Origin of the sequence: Pseudomonas sp. RIT409 (genome assembly GCF_003052515.2) — a bacterium.
Taxonomy (GTDB): domain Bacteria; phylum Pseudomonadota; class Gammaproteobacteria; order Pseudomonadales; family Pseudomonadaceae; genus Aquipseudomonas.
Map to the genome: position 1 here is coordinate 92,349 of NZ_QARE02000016.1, position 24,605 is coordinate 116,953.

General features: G+C 57.7%; 32 protein-coding genes and 1 tRNA gene. 28 read left to right on the plus strand and 5 right to left on the minus strand.

Going from position 1 to position 24,605, the window contains the following annotated elements; genetic code table 11:
• Nucleotides 1-61 precede the first annotated feature (61 nt).
• The 17 genes from DBP26_RS19290 (at nt 62) to DBP26_RS19365 (ending at nt 8,519) form a co-directional block, all read left to right on the plus strand.
• A tRNA-Met gene (locus DBP26_RS19290) sits at nt 62-138 on the plus strand.
• A gap of 170 nt (nt 139-308) precedes the next feature.
• On the plus strand, nt 309-1,541 hold the full coding sequence (locus DBP26_RS19295) for a tyrosine-type recombinase/integrase (protein ID WP_108239075.1): 1,233 nt from the start codon (nt 309-311) through the stop codon (nt 1,539-1,541).
• Nucleotides 1,542-1,644: 103 nt separating this feature from the next.
• Nucleotides 1,645-2,526 carry a hypothetical protein gene (locus DBP26_RS19300; RefSeq protein ID WP_108239074.1) on the plus strand — a complete coding sequence of 294 codons (882 nt, stop codon included), beginning with the start codon at nt 1,645-1,647 and terminating at the stop codon, nt 2,524-2,526.
• A 91-nt stretch (nt 2,527-2,617) separates the two neighbouring features.
• Nucleotides 2,618-2,887: an AlpA family phage regulatory protein gene (locus DBP26_RS19305; protein ID WP_256600902.1), complete on the plus strand. Its 270-nt coding sequence runs from the start codon at nt 2,618-2,620 to the stop codon at nt 2,885-2,887.
• Complete coding sequence (locus DBP26_RS19310) at nt 2,887-3,525, plus strand: hypothetical protein (protein ID WP_108239073.1); 639 nt, start codon at nt 2,887-2,889, stop codon at nt 3,523-3,525. Before DBP26_RS19305 ends, DBP26_RS19310 begins: the two co-directional genes overlap by 1 nt.
• A 1-nt stretch (nt 3,526) precedes the next feature.
• The gene (locus tag DBP26_RS19315; RefSeq protein ID WP_108239072.1) at nt 3,527-3,829 is read left to right on the plus strand and encodes a helix-turn-helix domain-containing protein; all 303 of its coding nucleotides are present in this window, start codon (nt 3,527-3,529) and stop codon (nt 3,827-3,829) included.
• Nucleotides 3,826-4,479, plus strand: a complete 654-nt coding sequence (locus DBP26_RS19320; protein WP_108239071.1) for a KilA-N domain-containing protein — start codon at nt 3,826-3,828, stop codon at nt 4,477-4,479. Before DBP26_RS19315 ends, DBP26_RS19320 begins: the two co-directional genes overlap by 4 nt.
• Nucleotides 4,479-4,955, plus strand: coding sequence for a hypothetical protein (locus DBP26_RS26885; RefSeq protein WP_146749650.1), 477 nt, complete (start codon nt 4,479-4,481; stop codon nt 4,953-4,955). Before DBP26_RS19320 ends, DBP26_RS26885 begins: the two co-directional genes overlap by 1 nt.
• Complete coding sequence (locus DBP26_RS19325) at nt 4,952-5,173, plus strand: hypothetical protein (RefSeq protein WP_108239070.1); 222 nt, start codon at nt 4,952-4,954, stop codon at nt 5,171-5,173. Before DBP26_RS26885 ends, DBP26_RS19325 begins: the two co-directional genes overlap by 4 nt.
• A gap of 11 nt (nt 5,174-5,184) precedes the next feature.
• A complete protein-coding gene (locus tag DBP26_RS19330; RefSeq protein WP_158541410.1) occupies nt 5,185-5,460 on the plus strand; it encodes a DUF3077 domain-containing protein in 276 nt (91 codons plus the stop codon).
• The gene (locus DBP26_RS19335; RefSeq protein ID WP_108239068.1) at nt 5,457-5,759 is read left to right on the plus strand and encodes a hypothetical protein; all 303 of its coding nucleotides are present in this window, start codon (nt 5,457-5,459) and stop codon (nt 5,757-5,759) included. The genes DBP26_RS19330 and DBP26_RS19335 overlap by 4 nt, the downstream gene beginning before the upstream one ends.
• Nucleotides 5,756-6,052 carry a hypothetical protein gene (locus DBP26_RS19340; RefSeq protein WP_108239067.1) on the plus strand — a complete coding sequence of 99 codons (297 nt, stop codon included), beginning with the start codon at nt 5,756-5,758 and terminating at the stop codon, nt 6,050-6,052. The genes DBP26_RS19335 and DBP26_RS19340 overlap by 4 nt, the downstream gene beginning before the upstream one ends.
• A complete protein-coding gene (locus DBP26_RS19345; RefSeq protein WP_108239066.1) occupies nt 6,049-6,384 on the plus strand; it encodes a hypothetical protein in 336 nt (111 codons plus the stop codon). Before DBP26_RS19340 ends, DBP26_RS19345 begins: the two co-directional genes overlap by 4 nt.
• 63 nt (nt 6,385-6,447) lie before the next feature.
• Nucleotides 6,448-6,720: a hypothetical protein gene (locus tag DBP26_RS19350; protein WP_108239065.1), complete on the plus strand. Its 273-nt coding sequence runs from the start codon at nt 6,448-6,450 to the stop codon at nt 6,718-6,720.
• On the plus strand, nt 6,713-6,934 hold the full coding sequence (locus DBP26_RS19355) for a hypothetical protein (protein WP_108239064.1): 222 nt from the start codon (nt 6,713-6,715) through the stop codon (nt 6,932-6,934). Before DBP26_RS19350 ends, DBP26_RS19355 begins: the two co-directional genes overlap by 8 nt.
• A 550-nt stretch (nt 6,935-7,484) precedes the next feature.
• The gene (locus tag DBP26_RS19360) at nt 7,485-8,099 is read left to right on the plus strand and encodes a hypothetical protein (protein WP_108239063.1); all 615 of its coding nucleotides are present in this window, start codon (nt 7,485-7,487) and stop codon (nt 8,097-8,099) included.
• Nucleotides 8,100-8,159: 60 nt separating this feature from the next.
• Nucleotides 8,160-8,519 (plus strand): hypothetical protein, encoded by a 360-nt coding sequence (locus tag DBP26_RS19365; protein WP_108239062.1) that lies wholly within the window; start codon nt 8,160-8,162, stop codon nt 8,517-8,519.
• 166 nt (nt 8,520-8,685) lie between these two features.
• Here the strand turns inward: DBP26_RS19365 and DBP26_RS19370 are convergent, their stop codons facing one another.
• Nucleotides 8,686-9,291, minus strand: coding sequence for a DUF6030 family protein (locus DBP26_RS19370; RefSeq protein WP_349254554.1), 606 nt, complete (start codon nt 9,289-9,291; stop codon nt 8,686-8,688).
• Between the two features lie 93 nt (nt 9,292-9,384).
• On the opposite strand from DBP26_RS19370, the gene DBP26_RS19375 reads away from it, so the two are divergent.
• Nucleotides 9,385-10,167 carry a hypothetical protein gene (locus DBP26_RS19375; protein WP_108239060.1) on the plus strand — a complete coding sequence of 261 codons (783 nt, stop codon included), beginning with the start codon at nt 9,385-9,387 and terminating at the stop codon, nt 10,165-10,167.
• A gap of 283 nt (nt 10,168-10,450) precedes the next feature.
• Here the strand turns inward: DBP26_RS19375 and DBP26_RS19380 are convergent, their stop codons facing one another.
• The gene (locus DBP26_RS19380) at nt 10,451-10,885 is read right to left on the minus strand and encodes a hypothetical protein (protein ID WP_112235849.1); all 435 of its coding nucleotides are present in this window, start codon (nt 10,883-10,885) and stop codon (nt 10,451-10,453) included.
• 280 nt (nt 10,886-11,165) lie between these two features.
• Between DBP26_RS19380 and DBP26_RS19385 the strand changes: the two genes are divergently transcribed.
• From DBP26_RS19385 to DBP26_RS26995, 5 genes are all read left to right on the plus strand, one after another.
• Nucleotides 11,166-12,968 (plus strand): hypothetical protein, encoded by a 1,803-nt coding sequence (locus DBP26_RS19385; RefSeq protein WP_108239058.1) that lies wholly within the window; start codon nt 11,166-11,168, stop codon nt 12,966-12,968.
• Complete coding sequence (locus DBP26_RS19390) at nt 12,968-15,400, plus strand: hypothetical protein (protein ID WP_108239057.1); 2,433 nt, start codon at nt 12,968-12,970, stop codon at nt 15,398-15,400. Before DBP26_RS19385 ends, DBP26_RS19390 begins: the two co-directional genes overlap by 1 nt.
• A 34-nt stretch (nt 15,401-15,434) precedes the next feature.
• A complete protein-coding gene (locus tag DBP26_RS19395) occupies nt 15,435-15,671 on the plus strand; it encodes a hypothetical protein (RefSeq protein ID WP_108239056.1) in 237 nt (78 codons plus the stop codon).
• Nucleotides 15,672-16,031: 360 nt separating this feature from the next.
• A complete protein-coding gene (locus DBP26_RS19405; RefSeq protein WP_108239055.1) occupies nt 16,032-16,550 on the plus strand; it encodes a hypothetical protein in 519 nt (172 codons plus the stop codon).
• 426 nt (nt 16,551-16,976) lie between these two features.
• Nucleotides 16,977-17,153 (plus strand): hypothetical protein, encoded by a 177-nt coding sequence (locus DBP26_RS26995; protein ID WP_158541409.1) that lies wholly within the window; start codon nt 16,977-16,979, stop codon nt 17,151-17,153.
• Nucleotides 17,154-17,255: 102 nt separating this feature from the next.
• Here DBP26_RS26995 and DBP26_RS19410 read toward each other — a convergent pair whose 3' ends face one another.
• Complete coding sequence (locus tag DBP26_RS19410; RefSeq protein WP_108239054.1) at nt 17,256-17,450, minus strand: hypothetical protein; 195 nt, start codon at nt 17,448-17,450, stop codon at nt 17,256-17,258.
• 397 nt (nt 17,451-17,847) lie between these two features.
• Nucleotides 17,848-18,489, minus strand: coding sequence for a hypothetical protein (locus tag DBP26_RS19415; protein ID WP_108239053.1), 642 nt, complete (start codon nt 18,487-18,489; stop codon nt 17,848-17,850).
• Between the two features lie 433 nt (nt 18,490-18,922).
• Here DBP26_RS19415 and DBP26_RS19425 point away from each other — a divergent pair, with 433 nt between their 5' ends.
• The 3 genes from DBP26_RS19425 to DBP26_RS19435 all read left to right on the plus strand — a co-directional run bounded on the left by DBP26_RS19425 (nt 18,923) and on the right by DBP26_RS19435 (nt 21,899).
• A complete protein-coding gene (locus DBP26_RS19425; RefSeq protein WP_108239160.1) occupies nt 18,923-19,267 on the plus strand; it encodes a bacteriocin in 345 nt (114 codons plus the stop codon).
• Between the two features lie 69 nt (nt 19,268-19,336).
• The gene (locus DBP26_RS19430) at nt 19,337-20,041 is read left to right on the plus strand and encodes a hypothetical protein (protein WP_108239051.1); all 705 of its coding nucleotides are present in this window, start codon (nt 19,337-19,339) and stop codon (nt 20,039-20,041) included.
• Between the two features lie 277 nt (nt 20,042-20,318).
• The gene (locus DBP26_RS19435) at nt 20,319-21,899 is read left to right on the plus strand and encodes an aldehyde dehydrogenase (NADP(+)) (protein ID WP_108239050.1); all 1,581 of its coding nucleotides are present in this window, start codon (nt 20,319-20,321) and stop codon (nt 21,897-21,899) included.
• Between the two features lie 135 nt (nt 21,900-22,034).
• Here the strand turns inward: DBP26_RS19435 and DBP26_RS19440 are convergent, their stop codons facing one another.
• Nucleotides 22,035-22,652: a flavin reductase family protein gene (locus tag DBP26_RS19440; protein WP_108239049.1), complete on the minus strand. Its 618-nt coding sequence runs from the start codon at nt 22,650-22,652 to the stop codon at nt 22,035-22,037.
• Between the two features lie 311 nt (nt 22,653-22,963).
• Between DBP26_RS19440 and aztA the strand changes: the two genes are divergently transcribed.
• Together aztA and DBP26_RS19450 are read left to right on the plus strand one after the other, a co-directional pair.
• Nucleotides 22,964-23,716: a zinc ABC transporter ATP-binding protein AztA gene (gene aztA / locus DBP26_RS19445; RefSeq protein WP_108239159.1), complete on the plus strand. Its 753-nt coding sequence runs from the start codon at nt 22,964-22,966 to the stop codon at nt 23,714-23,716.
• Nucleotides 23,713-24,582 carry a metal ABC transporter permease gene (locus DBP26_RS19450; protein WP_108239048.1) on the plus strand — a complete coding sequence of 290 codons (870 nt, stop codon included), beginning with the start codon at nt 23,713-23,715 and terminating at the stop codon, nt 24,580-24,582. The genes aztA and DBP26_RS19450 overlap by 4 nt, the downstream gene beginning before the upstream one ends.
• Nucleotides 24,583-24,605 lie beyond the last annotated feature (23 nt).

Genomic DNA, 24,605 nt, shown 5'->3' on the forward strand with positions numbered 1-24,605 from the left:
AGAAATTTTTCAACGAGAGGGTTGACACATCCCACGTCTAAGCGAATAATGCGCGCCACTTGGCTACATAGCTCAGTTGGTTAGAGCATAGCATTCATAATGCTGGGGTCCGGGGTTCAAGTCCCTGTGTAGCCACCAAGTACCGATCCATAGATGTCTACAGCAGTCTATGAATCACCCCAAGAAGCCCGCCTTGTGCGGGCTTTCTTGCTTCTGGCTATTTATATCTGTCCATAGCTATATCTTCCCTCCGTGTATCCCGCTGTGTATCCTCGGCAAATAATTGAACCGAGGGGATACACGCCCAAATGAAGCGATCCGAGATAAAGCGCCGCCCGCTCTCCGACACCACTCTGTCCGGCTTGGAGCCTGATACGAAGGAGTACCGGGAACTGGACGGGAACAGCCTTTATTTCCGGGTGAAGCCAGATGGGCAAAAATCCTGGCAACTCCGCTACAAGAAGCCCGATGGCAAATGGTCATGGCTCGGCTTAGGCGGCTACCCCGAAGTTAGCGGATCTCTAGCCCGTCAGAAAGCTGCTGATCTGCGCTCGGACGCAGCCAGCGGTAAAAATCCGATAATTACGAAGCAGGCTCGCAAAAAGGCTGAGGAAGCAAACTCTGTGGAGACCTTCGAGCCGCTCGCCCGTGAGTGGTACAACTCACGCCTCAGCAATTGGGACGCAGGCACGGCCAAACGCATCATTGGCGCCTTGGAGCGTCACGTGTTCCCTGTCTTCGGCAAACGCCAGTACGTCGAGATCACTCCGCTGGAATGGATGGAGTTTCTGCGCGGGATGGAGCAGCAAGGCATCCTTGAGCAGATGAGCCGAGTTAGAGCCTACTGCCGTGATGCGTATGATCTGGCGCGAGTAACCGGTCGAGCAACGCACAATCCACTTGATGGGCTTCAGAAATATCTTCAATCCGGCAAAGCCGAAAACTACGCTCACGTATCCCTTGAGGAACTCCCCGATCTGATTCGCGCGATCGCCGCATACCCTCACGCGCACGATGTGCGTCTGGGCCTGCGTTTGCTGAGCCTTTTCTCAGTACGTCCGAGCGAGTTGCGCGAGGCGCGGTGGTCTGAGTTCGATTTCGTGAAGAAGGTGTGGACAATCCCCGTCGAGCGCAAGGGCCGCAAGAAAGGGCTGGAGCACCTGGTCCCTCTCTCATCCCAAGCCATCGAGGCACTGGAGGAACTGCGTAAGTACACCGGCAGCTATCCCCTGCTCTTTCCTGGTCGGAGCGATCACACCAAACCACGAAGCGACACCGTCTTTCTCATGGCGCTTAGGCGCATGGGCTACGACGGGCGGCAGACAGGTCACGGCTTCCGACATATCGCCTCCACGGTGCTGAACGAGAACGGGTTCGATGAAAACCACATTGAGGCCCAGCTATCGCACAAGAAACCGGGGGTTGCTGGCGTTTACAACAAAGCCCAGTACCTGGCCCAGCGCACGACCATGATGCAATGGTATGCCGACCATTTAGACAAGCTGGCCAAGGGCAATATTGTGTCGATCAAGAGGGCCTGAGCAGGCCCTTCCATGCTCCTGTAGACAGATATAGACTGAAAACACTGGTTGAACGTACAGATAAAATGCGAATGAGAGGTCTGCTTTCGTGGGAAAACTACTGATGCTCAAGGAGTGGTTAACGCTCGATGAAGCGGCAGCACGTCTGTCAGTCTCTGCCGGAGAGGTGGTCACGCAGGCCGATATATTGCGTCTGGCCATCGACAACCATCTGCAGCTTTCTGTGTTCATCGACGACAACCTCACTGTTCGCAGCATGGAGTTCGAAGTTGAGGAAATAGACGGCATGAAGTGCTTGATGCTGGGCAAGGGAGCATCGGAGCCATGCCGTATCAATGGACTTTGGGACTTGGCTGCCTACGGCGAAGCGGTCGGCGAACTGGAGCGGCTATACCGGGAGCAAAAAGGATTTACCCCAACGTCACGAATTGAACTGTCGAACATGGGGCTCTATTTACACGATAAGGCAAAGACTGAGGTCTACGAAGTCTTGCGCATTCATTTGAAATTCAAATTCGTCGAGAAACGTGTTGATGACGATATGCAGAGTCTTGGCTCAGATGTCAGAAAATCTGTGTCTAGTCTCACAGTCGACACTGACGAATCACTGATCGGCGATATCAACACCCTTCTCAAAGAGGGCCTAGGTCTCCACGAGCCAGTATTTGACGAAAAACTCTGCAGCTTCTATCGGGAGCACCATTTTCCTAAGCATTGCCTGATCGTTTTGCGCCGAGAAGAAATGCTCGCTTTTGAGAATCGCCACTTTGGCGGATCGATCAAGGCAGAGCTGTCGCCAACAGAGCGAACGAGCTCACATCAGATCATCGCGGCACTTGCCTCAATGGCGAATATTGACCTCTCTGCTCCATACAAAGCTGTGGGCATCCTCAGAAGAGAGGCCGAGCTTAAAGGGCTTGAACTGCCGTCGAGCGACGAGACGATCGTCAAATTCCTTGCCGGTCCCACCCGCAAAAAGCGCTGAACCCATTGGGGTTCTGCCTCCCCCCATTAAGACCTGCAAGTTTAATTTACCATCATTCTTTCCCCGTCCAAATCCACATCGGGGAACAGATATGAACATCCCAGTCGAAGCATCAAATGCCTCCAGTGAAAAACCTGCCGCCTTCGATCCAGCAACCACCATCATTCGCATGGAAGGCCTGCAATCAATAACAGGCTACAAGCGTGCGGGTATCTACAAGCGCCTTAAAGACGATCCGACCTTTCCAAAGCCTGTTCCACTGAGCGACAGCAAATCGCGCGGCGCCCCTGTTGGTTGGGTTCTTGCCGAAGTTCAAGCATGGGTTCGCCAGCGAATCGCCCTTCGCTCGGAGGCCGCGTAATGACCTCTACCAACGCATCTGTCATCGCCCAGGAAGGTCAGTTCACCCTTGTCGCCTCTGACAAATTGGTGAACTCATCGACGCTGCAGGCGCAGGCCCAACCTCTTGCGGCACTGGGCTTTCTCACCCTGAATGACACCCTGCCTCTGATTCATCGAATTGCGGCAAAGCTCGGAAAGCCGCTCAGTGACAAATGGGCGGATGTGGCCACTGTCAGCGCTCAGCAGGATGACTTTTTCCGCGCACTCAAAACTGCTGGTATTGCCGAGCGTGTTCCGGGCGATATCGCACGTCGCGGCAAACTTGATGGACGAAAGCACGCTTTTGGTGAGATCGATTACCGTCCGGGCCTTTGGCTTCACCGCGATCTCGCCTTGCCATACGCACGCTGGATCGGTTCAAGGGTTGTGCCGCCCCGGAAGACCCCGCTGGAGTCGTTTCTGGAAAAGCATCTCAGCACACCATTGCCTGCTGCTGAAAAGCCTAAGCCGGTGGCGGTCGGTTTTGCTGGCGAGGTTGACGCCCAAGGCATGAAGGATCTGGAGCGAATCGACCGGGTCATGATGGCGGACGGCGTATCGGCTGCCGAACGCATCGAGGTACTGACGGCTCGCGTCGAAGCGATGCAGGGGGCCTGACATGGCAAAGAAAAAGGCCGACCAATCAGCCAGCCCCAAAGAAAGCACGAGCATCAAAAATACCAGCACTGACGCCCAAATCAACCGCCTTGTTGAACGTCTGCGGCTTGAGCCGTTAGACACTTTTACCGTCATGCGCGAGTTGAATATCTGCCGACCCGGTGCGCGCATCTGCGATCTGCGGAATCGTGGCTATCAGATCCACACCGCACGAATCCGGCTGACCGATGAGTGGGGCCGGAATCACAAGGGCGTCGCCCGATACACACTGATCAGTGAACCGGCAGAGGGGCGCGCAGCATGACCGCCAAAATCATCCACATGGACTTTGAAGGCCAGCCCGTAGCGTTCAACGCCGAGGGCTGGATCAATGCTACCGAGGCGGCGTCTCGGTTCGGGAAAGAGCCTGCTCAATGGCTTCGACTTCCTGACGCAGTCCGCTATCTGGAGGGGCTGGAGCGTACATACGGGAAAATCACATATGTAAAAACCAGCCGCGCGCGCGCCGATCGTGGTGGTGGTACTTGGATTCATCCGCGCTTGGCTGTGAAGTTCGCACGCTGGCTTTCTGTCGATTTCGAGATCTGGTGCGACGCGCGGGTCGACGGATTGATCCGCGGCGAACTGAATACCAAGGCCATCGCCCGTCGTCAGGCTGCCGTGGGCTATCGCAGCCTGTGCGATGCCCTGTGGATCACCAGCGAGTCAGCGGGCAAGTCTCCAAAGCCTCACGTTTTCATGAACGAGGCCCGTCTCATCAACGAGGTGATCACCGGCAATTTCTCCGGGCGTGATCGCGACCAACTGAGCCAGGCTGAGCTGGAACTGATCATGCTGGTGGAAACTCGCGACGTGTTGCTGATCGGCCAGGGCAAGGACTACGCCGCCCGTAAGGCTGAGCTGAACGCCTACGTTCAGCAGTTGCGCATGAAGAGCCTGGGCAAGGTGGCGTGATGATATTGCTCAAGGTTGGGGACGAACGGTCGATTACTTCGGTTGCAAGCAATCGTACTCACGGTTATCGTTCGCCCGTCGTTGCAAATTCAACGACCGGGTTTGGTCGCCCGATTGAATACAGGCGCAACAGCGCCCCCATTACGATTGCAGGCGCTTTTTTTGTGCCCGCAGTCCTGTGTTATGGCGGCTGTGCGCAGGACACCTTCGGGTGTGCCGGGTTCCTGTATCTCCGGTCGACCAACCTACGCACGGCTGTCACCCATTCGTTTGGTCGCGAACGTGGCAGCTCTCAACTTGATACGGGAGCTACACCTATGCACGCCCTCAATCCGTCCAAAAATCGCGCCGCTGCGCACAAGGCGATGGCCTTGGCAGCTTTACGCGCAGACTCAAGCCTCCGCACTCGTCTCGCCCGCTATAACGATCACATGGCCAAAGCCCGCGCCCTGGAAGCACAAGGCGGTGTCCGGTGATCATTCAATTCCCCAAACCCATTTCCGCTGCTGATACGCCACTTGGCCTCGCCGACATTCACGAGACGCTGGTAATGCTCAGCCTCGCCCTAGCGCTGATCGCCTCGCCAAAAATACCAATCGATCGCGCACGCATTGCCGCCAAGGACGCTCAGAAGGTGGCCGAGGCCTACGTCGATGTTGTCGCAGCCATGATTGATCAGGGAGGTGAGCAATGAGACCTCGCTTAATGACAACCGAGAAAGAATTCAGCGCAGTTGGTCCCGCCACTGAAAAGTTGAAGATTTTTAAAGTCGCGGAGGGAATCGATGCCGAGCACGCACTGAACAAAGCGTCAGATCTGCTCGAGATCATTGTCGACAGCATTGAAGATGCGGCAATGGGTACTGTGAAATTTGATGGCCACTCGGCGTGGCTGGCACTTCACGCTGCCGAAAGTGCGAAGGCGATCGTCGACGCGCTATGGAACAGCCTTGAGCTTGCCGATCGCGGAGGTGAGCTATGAGCTGGATACAAATCATCGCCGGCGATCAAGCCATCGAAGCGCTCACTGATGAACAAAAGATCAAAGCGGTGAGCGCTGCAGAACAAAATATTTCGTGTCTCGCCGAGGGAATCTCGGGGCTTGGAAGCATCATGGGTGCCGCAGGTGCGGGTAAATTTGGCATCGACGAACAGGCGGTCGCCCGGGTCGGTTGGATGCTGGAAAGCTTGGGCTCCCTGATCGGCAACCTCGTGGAGTTTCAAGACGCGATTCATCACTACCAGCGTGAGCAGAAGCCGCGCAAAGGCGGTGCGAAATGAATCGCTCAGTATTCGAGATTGCAGCAACAGGCGTAGACGATCTGCTGGCAGTGCAGAAATCTTTCGACAACTCGAAAGTTATCTTCGAGCTGATCATGAAGCAAATATCGCCAGATAGCACGGTTTACGCACTCGTGGAACTGGGCATGCTCGATGTCTGCCAGTGGGAGAGCAAGGTCATGGATTGGTGCGTTGTTATGGATGATGAGCTCGACTGTTTTACGGGGCTGCGCGAGGCCTATCAGGTTAAAAGCTTCCTTCGTAATTCGTTGCGGACAGGAGGTGCTCTATGAATACCGCAAACACCATCACCAGTTGGAAGGACCTGAGCTTTACGCGGCGCAACAGCGGAGGAAGGGTTGTCTTTTGGCCGAGGAACAATCCGGGTGTGTCTAGCGATTTTGGCAAAGGTAAAGCCTTTTTCGATAAGGAAATTGGCGCATTGGCCGCGGTCGATGAGACAGAGGCGTTCACCGTCATCTGCGCAGTGCTTTCAGATATGGCTCATCGGAGCACCAATCTAGAAATCGGCTTCGCGGATTCGATCGGTCGGGCTGCCATCCTTGGATTGCGAGCTTTACGGGAAGGCGCCAACGCATTCAAACCGATCGAAAATTTCGACTGAGACAACTACAAAACTTTTGTAGTGGCAGACCTATTAAGCGGTAGTTCAACAGAGGTTTAACACATGAATCGAAAAAACGGCGCACTTGCGCCGACGGGATCGGCTTGCCTGAAAAAAGCCACGACGCTGTTTTTCGTCAGCCATCCAAAGAGCGAAAAGCCCTTGCTCGGACCGTTTCTCACTGCCGCCGATGCGGAGTACGGACGGCAGGTGATGCGCAGTCCCGACGCCACCGTTACATCGAGCCAGGCGGAGATTGACCACCTGACTCAGTGGCGCGCCGAAAACAACGGTGTCGTAGTTCGCACCTTCGCTGGAGGTGCCAGCCATGGGTAATGTCATCGATTTTGACGTTGCAGCAGGCATCACGCGCGACAACAAGCCTGCACATATCGACGAGTACGGCCAGGTCATGCTGATCGGCGTTTTCGGCGATCTGGTGAAGCTACGAGACAACGCAGCCAACGAGCAGAGTCGCAAACAAGTCGACGCCATTGTTAAGCAGTTGGGCGCGCTCCTGTCGCGTTATGAGCCGGATGGCGCGGCGTGACGATTCCAAAAAAAATCCTCAGTGGTCGAGCTATCTGAATGGCAAAGAAACGCCAATTACCTTTCGACACGGCTGGAGGAGTGGTCGCAATTCAGCGGCGCATGCTGTCCTCTCCGGCCTACCTTGGGCTTTCAGCCCAAGCAAAGGTACTCATGACCCTTATGCAACGGCACTGGTCAGCAACCGGGCCGATAGGGTTTGGCGTGCGACAAGCGGAGCAGGAGATTCCCTGCTCGCGCGTGGTGGCTTTGAGGGTGTTTTCGGAGCTTGTGCAAGCGGGTTTCATCGTACTAGTCGACGAGAGTCTGTTCTGCAGTCGCACGCAATCCAAAACTCGAACCTGGAGACTTACGTGGATGCCGTGCTGGAACCATAGAGCACCTACAAATGACTGGGAGAGACCCGAAATTTCGATTTCTACCGGTTTAAAAACGATACCTGTGACCAGTCCACAGGTATCAAATATGAACCATTGAGGCCTGAAAAAAATTCCACAGGTATCATTTTTAGTACCTGTGGAGGTGTTTTTGAGAAGCCACAGGTATCAAATATGAACCACTCCTACTTAAGCCATACACACCATGTTTTGCCTGACGATTTGAAAGGGGCTGATGGGCAATCACTCATGCCTAAGATTGTCGGCGCACTTCACGCTATTGCAGCGAAACCCGACGTCACGCCGAGCACCCTCCTGATCGTCACTCGCCGCACTTGCCGTATCTTGGTGGCGATCCGAGACGACATCTGGCGCGAGCGCAAACAGTGCCTGAGAACTGCCGTGAAGGCTGGTCGAGATCTGCCCTGGTCTGCGCCAGATATCGAAATGCTGCAAGACCTGGCCTTGACACATCGCCGTGACGAGTACGAATACGCTCGGGCGCGTCTGGTTGAGTTCGGTCGCCTGTTGTCAATGGATGGCAGCGGGATTGCTGAGCGGCTCGGCTTTGAGCGGCTATGCGACATCCTCAACGTGAACCCGGTGCGGCGTGCGACGCTCGGTGGTCGACGCTCAGTGTCGCTACGTAGACTGATCTTCAGTGCAAAAGCTGAAGACAGCGCCGACGTGGACCGAGACGGCTTGACGGGCCGCGGGCCGCTCTCTGAGGCGTTCTACGCTGCGTACTGCGATGACCTGTTGCAGAAGTGCCTGACCGCGCATGCGTAGCCCCAATGACGCAAGTAATGCCCACCTGACCCAATACCCCAAAAGCTCGGAGCAATCCCCATGCAACAGCCTGGCAAGAACACTACAGCCATCGCAGCCGGTCTCACCCCTGAGATGAAAGCCGCCTCGTTTATCTGCGGGATCAAACCCTACGCCTCATACAGCGAGCAGGCCGTTATCGATGAAGTGACGCAGCAGATCGCCGCGGTGGTCGCCGGCGACATTACTCGCCCAGAAACAATGATGGCCGCCCAGGCTGAGACGCTCGACGCGCTGTTTTACAGCCTGGTCGCGCAGGCGCAGCGAGCGACTGAGCCCGATCTGTGTGCGATGTTGCTGGGCGCCGCTCTACGCGCGCATGAAGGCTGTCGGTCGGCAGTGGAGAGTCTGGCCACCATTCAGCGGGCAAAGTCGTCGTGAGCCTCACCTTGTCCGGTGTCAGGCACAGCCCAGGCTATGCTTCACAACCTTGTTTGCTGGTTTTCCGCATCCTTGGATGTGGTTTTTCCCCATGCTGGAAACTGCTACGGAAATAGCAGTTTCGCGCCACGAAAAACGATGATGCGAAATCGTGGCGCGGATCGCTTCAGCGCATCGTTACGTGGATCTCATAGCCCTTTCCAGTCGGCCAATCATCGCGAGACACCTCGACCTCGCCGCTGCCCAGCTTTTGCAGGCCCGGCCTGCCTGCTTTGATGAGTGACGAAACGGATTCAGGGAGCTTCGCGCCCAGGGCCTTCAAAGCAAGCTTCTGCGAGGCAGCGATCAGCGCCGAGGTGGCGGCAGACCCGGATTTCGGCTGGTTGTAGTTCACGACCAGCTTCACCTGGTGTACCTGACGGCCTTCGCCGGTGACGTAGTACGCCAGATTGTTTGCAAGCGGTGAGCCCTTGCCTATGTCTTTGTAGTCAGACGCGCAACCGGACGTGCCATCGCCGTAATCCGCGACCCATCTGCGGCCCTTCAGGCCTGAGTCTGCAAGGTACTGACAAACGACCTCTGGAGAGGGCTGGGCTACCTCGGCAATGGCGGGAAGTGAGCAGATAGCGAGAGCGAGAAGGGCGATGGTTCTTTTCATGGCCGGTCCTTTGGCTGAATCCGGCGGGCTACCGGCTGGCATGATGATACTCAGCGGGGGCGAGGCGTGGTAGTGATGTAGCAGCGTGATTAACAGCCAATTGAGACAGACGATATGGTCCGATTCGGATCTTTTGGTCTGCCTTCAACGCGGGATCGCATACGTCCCCTCCCACGCGCCTCACTTTCTCAACCGCACGGAGCGCCTATGTATATTTTTGAAATCGTGGTCCCTGGAATATGGATTGATCTGGAAGACCGCGGCCTTGCATGGCGCACTGAAGGATTGCTCAGAAGCCTTCAGTCTCAGTTTTTTGAGGCAAATCTAGCGCTCAACTTGTTCGAAGAGGCTCAAAGCGCTGTCGCCGCACGTTTTCCAGATCGGGATGCGTGGTTTAGAGATTCTCAACGACGTGCGGAGATCCAGCAGGCCTTGGAGGTCGAGGTCGGCGGCATGCTCAACCGAGAGCTGATGGATCAGATTCGCTTCCAGTCGGAAGTTATATTCAAGAGGGAGCGGTGGGCTTCAGGTGTTGTGCCTCGCGAATTGCAGCACAGGATACCGTTCGTTCACGCCCGCACGTTCCTCTATGCCTTGGATTCATTTGACAAGCTTCTCAACGTATTGGCTAAAGAGCCCGGTGCGCCGAGCGCGTTGACGGACGCCAAGGATGAGATGGCTCGCCTGTTTCCGACCCTTAGAGAGGTCAGAAACTCCGCTCACCACATTGAGGACAGGCTGAGGTACCTCGGGAAATACAATAAGCCCCTTGATCTGAAGCCTGTCAACGCAGGGGGGATTCGAGCTCCTGGTGGGGCGCTAATTCTCGATAATCTGAATGGCTCGCGATACGGGGCAACCATGGTTGATGGTCATTTCGGCGAAGTTGATGTGTCCAACGAATCGATGGAGGGGCTGCAGGCTGTTCTGAACAACGTTTATCGAGCCTACCCGTGGAAAGGTCCGAAGCAACACCTTCCAAGCGTCTGAGGGGCGTGTGGCTTTCAACACACTGTGTGGAAACCAACACACTGTGGCGTTTTCTACACACTCGGGCTCGGTACCGAGAAAAACGGAACGACTCGCGATTTTCCACCACCCCGATCCGGGGGAGTGGTGAACGATTCGTTCACCCAGCGAGACAGACCAAATCATCCCACTGAGACCAATTCGTCTCACTCGGCTGAGCTGAAATCTCAGCCAAGCGATGTGAGCACATTTGCTCACATTAGATCGCCTCCCGATAGCTTCAAACGCGTGACTGAATACGAGATCAGAACCCGACGAACTCCACAGCAATCACTACCTCGCGCGGGATATATTCGCCTGAACCGGGTGCTATTGAGACTTCACTCTCATCAGGGTGCTTAGGATTCTGAGATGTTCCGCTGACGACGCCGAATTGCGAAAACAGAGTGGGATCTATCGTATACACGACTCCTAGACACCGCTGCTGGTCCCTATCGTGAGTAGCGAAGAATATTGCGACGTCTTTGTTCGTGGTCGTAGAAATGAAAGCGGTGTCCCAGGTGCCAGTCTCAATATGCTGAGCGTTTATGGCATTCTCGATGCTCTCGCCGTATGTGAAAGTGCCGTCATACCGCGCGAGCCCGTCATGCCGTGGCACAACGCTGCTTTCAGATCCGCTGACCTTTATCAGGCCGTTGTTGGCCTCATGCATCTCCAAACTCACGCCACGATATAGCATCGTCGCCCCCTCCCCTCGCACTGGATACTTTGAAGCAATATTAGCTTCTCTTGGATTTGAAATCCGAAGCTACCCAAACCCTGGATAGATACCGGCAAATTTTCCGGCATCCGCTAACGCTTGCAGCGGTACCTGGCCTCCCATTTCACTATGTCATGACCGGCCCGGCCTCGGATCTGAGGTCAAAGCTGAAACACCCGAAATACCTGTTGTATGGCGTGACTGAGTCACAAACGCTGAGGGAAATGACACTGTCTAACCCAACGCGGAGTACCACACAATGGCAATCGGCGACATCGTCGGAGACCTGGCCACGGCCTACCTGACACCGGCTCAGCGCGCAGCCAAAAACGGACTTCAACCGCAGACCGATGGGCCGATTGCTCGAGCTACCGGTCAAGCAGCAACAGTCGGAGCGGTCGCAGGGGGTGTGGCATCCACTTCCCAGCCGCAGAGCGACCAGTTTGCACTGAACCCGAATCCCCAACATCTGGGCGATATCTACAAGAACCCAACTCAGCTCGCACAGCCGCCGCAGGTCGCCTCGCTTGAATCTCTTAGGCCGGTAGGTGTGACCCCCACAGTAAATTCGCCAACCTATCCAACCAATAGCCAGGCTATGGCCAGCCTTTCTGACGGTTTAAAACAGTCCACCACAGTGCCAGCGCCTGGCATTCAACAGCCGATCAATGCCGTTACGGCTGGGCGTAGCTCGTTGAATCTCAACCCGGTGCCGGATGCTCCCGCCGCCGCTCCGGCGAGCAACGGTTCGCAGCCAGTTGATGGCACCTATCGGCTAACCAGCACAGGCACGGGATCTAGCGCCATCGCTGCGCGTGTGGGTGCTGATGGAGTTCCAGAATTCAGCAATCAACCCGCAGATCTGGCTGGCGCCAGAATGCAGGGCCAGATCAACAATACTGCGCCGTCTCCGGCCTCTTTGGCAGATCTTCGGCCCGGCGGGCGCGCGGCAGACCCTTCTGCGCCGTTCTCCTCACTCGGATCGGCCTCAAATCTCGGGGATGGCATTGGTGGCGGCTTGTCGGTCGGCGCCCCAGGTGATTCTCAACTCGCGCTGACCCGGTTCCAGCGGGCCAACGATATCCGCGCCCTTGGCGCCGCCCAGGACCGCGCCAACTTGGCCAACTATCGCGCCAATCAGGGCGCAAGCATCGGCATTGTCCGTGACAGCAGCAGACCCCTGACGCGGTCAGATCTTGCAGCGGCGCAGCTTGATCAACAAAAACAGGCAGGCTTGGTACAAAACGCAGGCCGCGCTCAGCAATCACTTGAAGACCTGCGTAACGGGATCACCGCGGCAACTCAAACACGCCAGGCCAACCGCCTCGAAGATGCTCTGACAATGGCGACGGCGCCGAACGCTACAGATGCGGCACGACAGAACTATCGCAGGCTGACTGATCCGGACGGTTCGAAAGATCAGGCGCGTCAGTTGGTTCAGGCTCAGATCGATGAAAAGAATGCGGCCGCGCAGAAATTGCGCGCCGAAGCCGCAGCTACAGGTGGGCCGGGCAAGCTGACCGAGCAGCAAGCGAAAGATCTGCAGTACTTCTCCCGCGCTAACGCTTCCAATTCTGAGCTGGCAAATTTCGGCGATGCGCTGACCGGCACAGTTGATAGCCTGATAAGGGGAATTCCGGTGATTGGCCAATCGGGGATTGGTAACACGCTCGTTTCGAGCCGTCGCCAGCAGGCGGAGCAAGCTGGGCAGGAGTTCATCAACGCACTTCTGCGCAAGGATAGTGGTGCCGCGATCACGCAGGATGAGTCGGATCTGTACGGAAAAACCTACCTGGCAAGGGCAGGGGATAGCGATGCTGTGCTCCGTCAGAAGCATGCGGCACGTGAACGGGCAACGCAAGGTATTCGCGATGGGCTGGGAGCGGCTGCAATTCTCGCCGGAGAAACCAATCGCCCAGAGTACAAGTCAGCATCTGCAGGCGGCAAGCAGGCCTCGTCGTCCGACCAGCCAGTGCAGGTGCGGAATCGTGAAGACCTGATGGGGCTGCCTTCTGGAACACTATTCGTCTCGCCGGATGGCAAAACTCGGAGGGTTCCATAATGGCTGCTAACTGGTGGGAAGCGTTCCCCGAAGCGGACGCACAAGCGGCAGCAGCCCCGGCAGCGTCTCCCTCGACGGCATCTGTTGCCGCATCGGCGCCAGTGGCAAGCACTGCGGATGCCGACTCCAGTCAGCAGGGCCAACAGAATTGGTGGGACGCCTATCCCGAGCACAGTCCGGCAGAGCAGTCTTTGCAAACCACCCAAACGCCAAAAGCCGCGCCCCAGGTGAGCGGAGTTGGTGCGGTGCAAAACGGTCTTGAAGACATGCTGTTGTTCGGCGGTAAAGATGAGCTCTTTGCCGGTCTGGATGCCGCGGCTCAGCCGCTTTTCGGTACCGGCAATGAAGGGGAGACCTTCTCCGATCGGTACAACAAAAACCTGGTCGATCAGCGGGATTACATCAATGCGTCGGAGGATCAGCACCCAGTACTGAACGCGGTGGGCGGAGTGGTGGGGGCTGTGGCGCCCGCCCTGCTTACGGGCGGCGCGTCGCTGGCTGGCAATGGCGCGCGCGCGTCGCTGGCGGCCACCTCGGCGAAAAGTGCGGGGATCGGCGCAGCCCAGGGTGGAGCTTACGGTTTCGGTTCTGCAGATGGCGACGTGTCGGATCGCTTGTCAGAAGCCGGTACCGGTGCGCTGCTGGGTGGTGCCATAGGTGGCGCAGCACCATCGGTGATCGGCGCGTTGTCGGGCGCTGTGAGGAATGCGACACCAACTCGCCTGCTTCCAAAGCCTGGCCCCCAGCCAGGTGCGGGTATTGAAGCGGCGAGCGCGACACCTCCAAGTGCACCCGCTGGCGGCCTTTCAACGGCTGGCGAGTCGGGCTTGCGCGATACGGCGAAGTCGGTCGTTGACGCAGCAATGGCGCCGAAGCGGGGGGCAGATGCTGCTTTGGGTGATCTGGCCGAATCGATCCGCCCCCAGCAGTCGATTATCGACGCGGCAGATCGTCTGGGCGTCAATGGCCTGACTCCGGCCCAGTACTCCGGGAATCAGACCTTTCGCAATATCGAGGGCGCTCTTGCCGCCTTGCCGGGCAATGACATTGCTGCCCAGCGCGCGGACGTTCTCAGCAAGCTTTCGCAGCGCGCAGACGACTTCATCAACGAATTCGGTGGCAGCACTGACAAGGCCGGGTACAGCGACGCATTTAAACGTAGCGCGACCCAGACAATCGAGGGCTTGAAGGGGCAGGCTGATGACTTGTATCGCTACATTGGTCAGCAGATCCCGAACACTACCCGGGCGCCAGCCGACAACACGATTGCATACCTGCAGGGGAAGGTGGCGGAACTGGGCGGCGCGCCGCTGCTGAACGCTAACGAGAGGAAAGCTCTCAACATCCTGTCGCCAACCTATGTCACAGAGCCAAACCCGCTGATTCCTGGCACTGTCCGGACCATCGTGAAAAACCCGACTTATGGCGCGCTGGATCTGGTCAGAAAACAGATCGGCCAAGGCTACAGCCGCACTGGACCGTTCAAGGACATGCAACAGGGCCAATTGGACGCCCTGTATTCCACGCTCACCCGGGATCAGGAGGCACTGGTCAACTCTGTTAGCCCTGAGCTGGCATCGGTCTACAAGGGTGCGAAATCAGTGGTTGCCCAGCGCAAAGAACTGGAATCGAGCCTCCAGTCTGTTTTGGGCAAAGACCTCTCCGGCTCAATCGCTACCAGTCTTGGGTCTTCGGTGAAGCAACTGGGCCAAGGCAATTTCAAGAACTTCGACAACATCATCCGACACATTCCTGAGGCGAGCCGCCAAGACGCTATCGTGACAGCACTCAACGATGCGTTCACTTCTGGATCTGCGCAACGGCAGTTATCAGCAGACGGATTCTCCAAGTGGTGGGGCGACGTGAGTCGACAAGGGGCTGCGCGCGATCGGTTTGCCAAATACCTGCCAGACGATGCAATTAAGCGCCTGGACGACATCGCGACTGTTGCCAAAGGTATTGCCGATGCCTCCAAGCAAACTGTTCGCACCGGAGTATCGCGTGGGGCGCTGGAGGATTATCTGGGCGAAGGTGGAGTGGTCAGCCGGATCTGGGACATCGCCAAGCCCGCTCTCGTTGCAGAGGGGTTGGGTAATGCCGCTGGTGTTCCAGGCCTGGGCGCGACTATCGCTGTGGTGGCTGGGATGAGGAAGAACGCTGTGCCGATCCAGCAGAGGGCCGCGGATCTTCTGGCATCTCCTCAGCTCGGCAATCTGCTTAAGTCCTTCGCGGCTGCTGGCGGAGAGCCTAAGGCAAACGTACTGGCGCGCGAGAAGCAACTGATCAGGACGCAGGCCTATCGGGCTTGGGAACGAGCCTTGAGCGAATCGGCCCGGGCGCGTATCGCGACAGTCGGCCCGCTGGTGTATTTGACGGAGCAGGCGCGCAAGCCTGGCCAAATCGAGTTGCCGCCTACCAACGTCACCCCGTAAGCCATATCATGGTGCTCTACGCATAGGGGGCACCATGCAAAAGGTCCGTATTCGCTTCGCCTACAAGCAGGGATTTCGCCGGGTGTGGCTCATCATCTCGCTGCTCTGGCTGCTGTTTGTCGGCTTCGCCGGCTGGCGCAGGGCGGAAGGCGTGATTGGTGAGTTCTTTCCCACCTTCCTGCAGATTGGTGTTTTGCCAGTGGTCGCGCTCTATCTGTTCGGCGTGATCTGCGTCTGGATCATCGAAGGCTTCGCAAGGGCCGATAGATAAGGCTTCTGGCCCGCTCAGTCATCTCTCCCAAACAGTTCCAGTCGCATAAGTTTGGTCACATCTGGATTACTCGGGGTGGCTGGACATGCAAGCAGTGACTGTCGGAAACATCTCAATCAACCTTCCACGCTTGCCGCTTCGCAAAACCCACTGCGCGGCGGCGCAGCTCGTTACGCTCGATGGTGAAACCCGGCCTGCTCTGGTATGGGCGACGATACGCGGTTTGAAGTGGCAGACGGTGAAGATGCGGCGATTGCGGGGAGATCGATGGCAGGAGGCGCTTCAGCCCGAGCTGCGGAGGGTTATCATGGATGGCGCCACCCTCCGTCGAGCGACCGCAGCAGATTGCCGGAAATCAGCATGATCAAGCGTTCAGCGCCAGACTGGGAAGCGATCGAGCGGGCGTACCGCGCTGGTGCTGGGTCGCTGCGCGCGCTGGCCGAAGCCTATGGCACCAAAGAGGGCACGATCCGCAGCAGGGCCAAGGCTCAAGGCTGGCAGCGAGACCTCACAGAGCAGGTGCGCGCGGCGACCAGGCAGAAAATCTCACGCACGGTTTCACGCAGTGATCGCGCAGAGCCGGATCTGCGTGAAGATGCCCAGGTGGTGGCCGATGTTTCCGATAAGCGCGCTGGTGTCGTTGTCGCTCAAATTGGTCGACTCGAGGAACTGGGTGAGATCTCTGGTAAACTGAGACAATCTCTCCGAGAGACCGATATCGATGCCGACAATCAGGCCGAGTTTTCTCGATCGCTGAACGCCGCAGTGGATGCCGAACTTAAGCTGATCAAGGCCGAGCGCCAGGCGTATGGCATCGATGAGTCGAACAGCGAGGAATCATATGAGGATCGGCTGGCCAGGTTGCTGGTTGATCAGTGATCAAGTTCTGACCTGATGCGCAGCGGCTTTGAGCGCGACCTCCAAGTCAGACCAAGGACGCCGACGGTCGCTGTTGGGGCAGCGGGTAGCATGCCTGAATTGTTGAGATTGATCGTCCTCTAACTGCTCCGCTTGGCAACCGCGGCATGCCACCCTACCTGCGCTCAGCCGCCAGTGAGCATTCCAATCCGTTATCAATGTTGTAGGCATCGCTTTGTTCCATCATCAATCTTCGAACTGGATCATCCAGAGGCCAGTTCCGTTCTTGATTTTCGCGCAACAGGCGATGAACGTACATCGAGAATAACGGAGTCGGCTGACAGACGTAACGCTTGTCGGGAAAATTCACTCGCCCAAATATTCTCGGCACTCTTTCGGATAGCTAAGCTCAACTGTGAAAGGAGAAATAATCGTCAAGGAGGACACATGCCGCAGAACTCTCGATCCCAGCGACAAATGGAAAGCCTGCGCCGGATGCGCGAATGGCACCTGAGCGAAGCAGTGCGTGCAAAAATGGAAGGTCGCAAGGAGCAAGCGGACTTTCATTACCGATATTACGATTTGCTTGGCCCTGCGGTGGAAGACGGCCCTCGTCAAGGCTAAGACGTAGACAACGCTCTCCAGCCGTCGCTCTAATCGGCAACGATGACAAACAGGTGAATCTGGTGGCGGAATCTCCCGACGCAGAGACTCCGCTACGCATGATCAAACCACCGCATCAGCCGCGACCTCAATCTCATTGATGGCCGCTGGCACGTACGCTGAATCGTAATCCTTGTGCTGAAGCAACTCGTCGATGGCTGCTTCCGTCAGTTCGTCAACATTGAGGCCCTGCCTCCTTGCAGCGATCAGCACCGCCTTCAGCGCCAAAATCAAAGCCCTTTCCCTGTCTTCGCTCATGACCGTTCCCTCCATGTGGAGTCGTAAGGGTAGACCAACCGGGCAGATTGATCAGAGCGTTCCGCGGTATCCAAACTCGGCATTCACGGTTTCGCCCACCTGCGGTACGAGGCCTGGCCGTGTTCGCATCCTCGGAGCTAAATACAGCGCTATTGTCTTCGAATACAGCACTCCCTACGCGCGAGACTGAGCAGTACGCATTGAAAGGTACGCAGAACGGTACGCAAGGTTCACGAGATATGGACGCCCGCAGTTAACACCCTAACGCATGAGAGCGACTAAGGTTTCTACGGCTGAGGTTGCCAGTCAGGTTTCCACAGTTTGGCAACCTGCGGGAGCGAAGGTACGGGCAAAGTTGCGCGGATGGTCCAGATCTGGACCATCTCCGCTCAGCGCCTCAGTCCGCCGGCTGGCGAAGTCCATGCTGGCGCAGTCGCTCGATAACAAGGGACGAAACGCCCAGCTCGTCAGCCATCGAGACCCAGTCAGATGGATTCTTCCGCTTGCCGTGAAAGTAAGCCATGCAGTTATCGACGCAAAAAATAGTGAGGCTTGCAGCGTTTTTGCAGTCCCGAATCGCGTCAGTAACAGTGATCTGGAGGAAGTTTGAAATATTGCGGATCAGGACATTCAACTCTTTGAGGCTTGGCAAGGTCGATACGATCAGGTGCCGTTGGTCCTGAGTGAGCAAGTGGGCAATTCCAACAAAATGGTGATCAATGTATGGAGTGTTGATCTCGGAAGGCAGGTTGTGTCCGTCAGGGCGACCGACAGCCATGAAGTCGTCGTACAGCTTGATGACCTCTTTGAACACATGCTGGGCACCCTGCATGCTTCGGACAATGTCTTCCTCGACGCACATCAGTTTGTTGTCTGCCTCCTTGCGGGCCTTGCCCTTGTCCCTGAAGTAATTTAGCGAAAAGCCAATGACGATACCGATGAGCGATGAAGCTGGAGCAATCAGCATCTCGAACGATGACTTTTCTTTCGCAGTGGCCGAGATATAGGCAAGGCACTGCGCGAAACTCTCAATTTCCAATGGATAGACCCCTTTTGAACGCTGGTGGGCTTCAGACCTGACGGTGTATCTCACGAATTTGGCAGAAGTCCTTCGCCCGTGCAGAAAAAAGGCAACTGATCGTCAAATCATCAATCGGCTGCGCCGATACCGTTCGTCGGAGTGTAAAATTTACACTTTCGGACGGTGCGTCTGAGCATCAAAATCCGCCCAGCAAATAGCACCGTGTATCCCTGTATGTATCCCTGACTAAAAGTCATTTGATAAAACCCAATAAAATCAGTAAATTGCCGAGCGGGTTCAATTGACTGTGTACCACCAAGTACCTCAACAAAGCCCGCCTCGTGCGGGCTTTGTTGTTTCTGGCGATCCGCTTTATCCAGGCTAGCGCCCCTGGCATTCTCTCCAACCACGACATCGCGCCTTGGCGCTGTCTTACTTCGAGGTCGAGTACATGCGATTCATACTTCCTGCGGTTCTGGGTCTTCTGATTTCTCAAGGCGCAATGGCGGGCGGCGGTACAAACGCTGCGCTTGGCGGTGGTCTGGGCGGTGCGCTGGGCAATGTCGTTGGCCAGCAGATGGGGGGCAGCAACGGCGCGGCCATTGGCGCAGGCCTGGCGGGCGCAGCAGGCGGCGCCGTGACCGCCAAGAAAGGCCACAAGACTCGTGCAGCCATCGGCGGCGGCCTGGGTGGCGCGGCAGGCTCGGTTATTGGCAACAAGCTGGGCGGCAGCACAGGGGGCACCATCGGTGCCGGGCTGGGCGGCGCAGCGGGTGGTGCACTGGGCGGGAAATAACTTACCCTCCCCCGCGAAGCGCTTCGGCGCCTCGCGCTCAAACCCCGTAAATGAAGCAATGGATGTTCAATGTCTGATTTCCGTACCGACGTAGCAGCGCCTGCCCTGTCCTCAAAGCAGGCGTACGAAGACGCCATCAATCTTTCACAGCATGTGCCACAGGCGAAAACCATCAGCGAAATGGTGCTCGATGCCTTCCAGAGCACCCGGGAAAGCGACCAGATTCGTGAACTGCGCGCCGCCATCCGCCAGGCCCATGACCGTTTCGACGATGATCAGGCCTATGAGTTGATGGGTCAGCTCAAGCAATTGAAAGACGCCGAAGCCGCGGACATGGCCGCACTGGAAGACCTCAGCACCCGTTTTCCGATCAGCCGAATCCTGTCCAGTTACAAGGACGATCCACACTTTCAGGAGTTGGTTTACGGCCTGGCGCTGAAAGTGCTGAACCAGACGCACCAGGCGGTCAGTCAGCCGGGCGGCAGCAAGAGCAAGGCCGCGCGGGTGAAGAAGGAAGCCGAAGTGTTTGTCATCGCCAAGGATGGCATCAGCGTCACCCTCCCTCTGCGCACCCCGCGCGCGAAAGCCAATGTCGACCGTGAAGCCTTCGAGTTTCTCGGCTTTTCGTTTGTCGGTGAGGGCGACGAAGCTGAACTGCAACACGATGTCTTCGTCGACAAGGACGGCAACCAGCTACCGGCTACGCGCAAGAACATCGTGACCGCGATCCAGCAGCAGATCGCCTTTGAAGGGTTCAGCGCCGTTCAACAGTAGCCTCGGGTCACCTGCTGCACAACAGCACGGCCACAACCACCGGCGGTAGCGAACTCAGCGTCGCTCCCGTCGGCTCGGCATGCTGCGACGACTTCGTCCTCCGCTCCGCCTAACGCCACTGCCTCGCCTCCCATTTCAAAGCATTCGCCGCAGCTCTCAGCAAACGATCGAGCTGACGCACGTTGATCCATGATCTACGCTCAAGCGCTGACCACCGCCGCGCAACACAAAGCCGCGACCCGCCCCAAGCCCGTCTCGAACACGAGGTGCAGAACACATGCAAATCCTGGGTGAATCGATCATCGGACAGCGCTCGCTACGCGGGCAGGCGGGCGAAGTCTCGGCCATCGCCGCAGCAACCGGAGAGCCGCTGACGCCGGCATTCGGCGCTAATTCGCTGGAGGACGTCAATGAGGCCTGCGAACTGGCCGAGGCTTCGTTCGACCGCTATCGGCATCTGAGCGACGAGCAGAGAGCGCTGTTTCTCGAAGCGATCGCCCAAGGGTTGCTGGACTTGGGCGACACGCTGATCGACCGTGTTCACCTGGAAAGCGGGCTGCCGCGTCCCAGGCTTGAGGGCGAGCGGATGCGCACTGCCAACCAACTGAAACTGTTTGCCACGCTGCTTCGTGATGGCCGCTGGCATGGCGCGGTGGTAGACACCGCCCTGCCAAACCGTCAGCCGCTTCCGCGCGCTGACCTTCGCCAGCGACGCATCGGGCTGGGCCCGGTCGCGGTATTCGGCGCCAGCAATTTCCCATTGGCGTTTTCAGTCGCAGGTGGCGACACCGCGTCGGCGCTTGCGGCAGGGTGCCCGGTCATCGTCAAGGCCCACCCCGCGCACCTAGGCACCAGTGAACTGGTGGCAAGGGTCATTCAGCAAGCCGCTCGCGCGACAGGTATGCCGGAAGGCGTGTTCTCGATGTTGATCGACAAAGATATTTCGGTGGGCCAAGCGTTGGTCAGCCACCCACGAATTCAAGCGGTCGGCTTTACGGGCTCACGCCGTGGCGGCCTCGCGTTGGTGGCGGCGGCCCAGGCCCGCCCTGTTCCAATTCCGGTGTACGCCGAGATGAGCAGCATCAATCCCGGCTTTCTGCTGCCGGCCGCTCTGGCGGCCCGCGCCCAAAGCATCGCCAGCGGTTTTGCCGATTCGCTGGTGATGGGAGCCGGTCAGTTTTGCACCAACCCGGGTATTTTGCTGGCGCTGGAAAGCGATGATCTCGAGCTGTTCGTCCACGCGGCAGGCAAGGCGCTTTCCGACAAAACGTCCAGCACGATGCTGACGCCCAATATCTATGGCGCCTACTGCAACGGCTTGAACAATCTTCACAAGGCGCAAGGTGTCTCGTTGGTGGCCGAAGGGCGCGAAGCAGAAGGGCCCTATCAGGCACGCGCCGCATTCTTCAGGACCGACTCGGCGACGTTTCTCGCCACACCTTCGCTGGAAGACGAAAACTTCGGTCCCAGTGCCCTGCTCATCGTCTGCAAGGACGTAGACGACTTGCAACGCGTTGCCGCCAGCTTTGACGGCCAATTGACCGTAACGTTGCACTACGAGGACGGAGACAAGGCGATCGCCCGGCAGTTGCTGCCCATCCTGGAGCGCAAGGCCGGTCGAATCCTTTTCAATGATTTCCCTACCGGCGTCGAGGTGAGCTACTCCATGGTGCACGGCGGGCCGTTCCCAGCGACTTCCGACAGCCGCAGCACCTCGGTCGGCGCTACCGCAATCGACCGTTTTCTGCGTCCGGTCTGTTACCAGAATGTGCCGGATTCATTGCTACCTGCCGCCCTGCAGCGAAGCAACCCGCTGCACACTTGGCGCTTGGTAGACGGCCAGTTGGTCAAGGATTGACCAGCCTAAACCTCAGCCACTCACTGACTCGACTCTGGCGCCAAGTCGGGCAGCGGGTGAGGTGTTTGGCAGGAATGAATGATGCACAGGCCGCACGCTGGGCGTGAAGGGGCTCACACTCAGTGTTCCGCTGCGTCAGGCCAGCGGGTGTTCCACTCGGTGCAGTACGCTGCCGACCGCTTCATCGCCGATCACCAGAAAATGCCCGCCCGCCACATGGTGCACCGTGCGCAGTGAATCATGGTCGGCAAAATGCCAATGGCCATCGGAAAACACGCGCTCATCCGCCCAGGCGGCCACAACCTCGCCGATGAACAGATCGTACTGACTCTGGTTATGCGGCTCAGGTATCAAACGGCATTCCAACCAAGCGACGCAGCCTTCCAGCAATGGCGCGTCAACCACATCGCCAGAGAAGGTTTCAAGGCCGTAGGCCTTGAACTTGTCCTGCTCGTCCGCCCGGAAAATTTCCAATCCTGACGTGGAACCGACCGTCTCGACGATGTCCACTTGGCTGACCGTTGGCACGTTGATCACAAAATGTCCGGAGGCTTCCAGCAGTTGGCGCGTCCAGACAGACTTGTCGAGCACCACCGTGACTTTAGGTGGCTGAAAGTCCAGCGGCATGGCCCACGCCGCCGCCATGATATTGCGCTGATGGCCATGGGCCGCGCTGACCAGCACGGTGGGCCCGTGATTGAGCAGCCGATAGCATTTGGCAAGCGGCACCGGACGGCGATAGATGGCGGACATGTAAGGTTCCAGAACAGGGAGACGTCGCCTGAAACTACAGGGTTTGCCCACTCGAGAAAATACAGGCGCCTTGAAACCCAATCTGTCGCGATCCTGAACCGGCGATAAATACCCCTTTCCTCGCTCCTGAAAATAGTGATGTAATACTATAACAAAACATTTCAGGCCTCAGTTCTCGTGAAACAGGATCGACACCCCTCAATCAACATCGCAGCGTCCGCACTCGCTCAGTCCGCGGGCAAGCGAGTCCTGATATCACTGGCCGTCCTCGCGGTGCTGTGGATCGGCATCGCATGGGCGGTGGCCATCCCATGAGCGCCGCCATCGACTTGCACGACCTGACCGTGACCTACGAGCGTCGCCCCGCCGTGCACCATGTAAGCGGACGCTTCGCAGCGGGCAGCCTGACCGCCATCGTGGGCCCCAACGGTGCTGGCAAGTCGACCCTCATCAAAGCCATCGCAGGGACGCTCAAACCCGCCGTAGGTCGAGTGGATCGGGGTCCCCTCGCCACGCGTCACATCGGCTACCTGCCCCAGGCGGCTGAAATCGACCGCAGCTTTCCGCTGAGCGTGGCCGACACTGTGATGATGGGCGCTTGGCGCAGCCTCGGGGCGTTCCGTGGCGCCTCACGCAAACAGGCTGAACAAGCCCGCGACGCCTTGCTGGCAGTAGGGCTTGAAGGCTTCGAGCAACGCAGCATCAATTCGCTGTCGTCTGGCCAGTTTCAGCGGGTCCTGTTCGCCCGGCTGCTGCTTCAGGATGCTTCGGTGATCTTGTTGGACGAACCTTTCACGGCCATTGACGCGCGCACGACACGCGATCTGCTCAAGTTGATCAGCGATTGGCATGGTCAAGGGCGCACTGTGATTGCGGTGCTGCACGATATCGAACAAGTGCGCCAGCATTTTCCCAGCACCCTGCTGCTGGCGCGTGAAGCCATTGCTTGGGGCAATACCGTCGACATTCTTCACCCCGAGAACCTGCGTCGGGCCAAGAACATGGCCGAGCACTGGAGCCCTGACGCGCAACCCTGTGAGCTCGACAAGGAGGACGCCTCGTGACGCTCTACTCGTTGCTGATTCAGCCCTTCGTCGAGTTCGGCTTCATGCGGCGCGCCCTGATAGCGTGTTTCGCCTTGGGGATCGGTTCCGGCCCTGTCGGTGTGTTGCTGATGTTGCGACGCATGAGCCTGGTGGGGGATGCCATGAGCCATGCGGTGTTGCCAGGCGCAGCAGTGGGCTTTCTTTTCGCGGGCCTGTCGCTCCCCGCGATGGGGGTTGGCGGCCTGATCGCCGGACTCGCCGTGGCCCTGCTCTCTGGCTTGGTCAGTCGGTTCACCACACTGAAAGAAGACGCGAGCTTCGCCAGCTTTTACCTCACCTCCCTCGCCGCCGGCGTGCTGATCGTCTCACTGCATGGCTCCAACGTTGACCTGCTGCACGTCCTCTTTGGGACGATCCTGGCCATCGATGACCAAGCCATATTCATGGTCGGCGCCATCGCTTCGTTCACCCTGATTCTGCTGGCGGTGATCTACCGTCCGTTGATTCTCGAATGTTTCGATCCAGGGTTCCTGCGCGCCGTCGGTGGCCGGGGTTCGCTGTATCACGTGCTGTTCCTATTGATGGTGGTGCTGAACCTGGTCGCCGGGTTTCAAGCATTGGGGACCCTCATGGCAGTGGGGATGATGATGCTGCCCGCCACGGTCGCACGGTTCTGGTCGACCTCGCTGACCGGGATGATCGTGATTTCCACTGTGGTCGCCACCCTCTCAGGTTTCATCGGTTTGATCGTGTCCTACCACGCCAGCGTTGCGTCCGGCCCCGCCATCGTCCTGACCGCCAGCGCGTTCTATCTGTTTTCACTGTTCTTTGGACGCAGCGGTTTCCTACGCCGTCTGTTCCCAAGGGTTCACCTCTCCGGCTGATCGTTCGCTTACCTGAAGGAAAA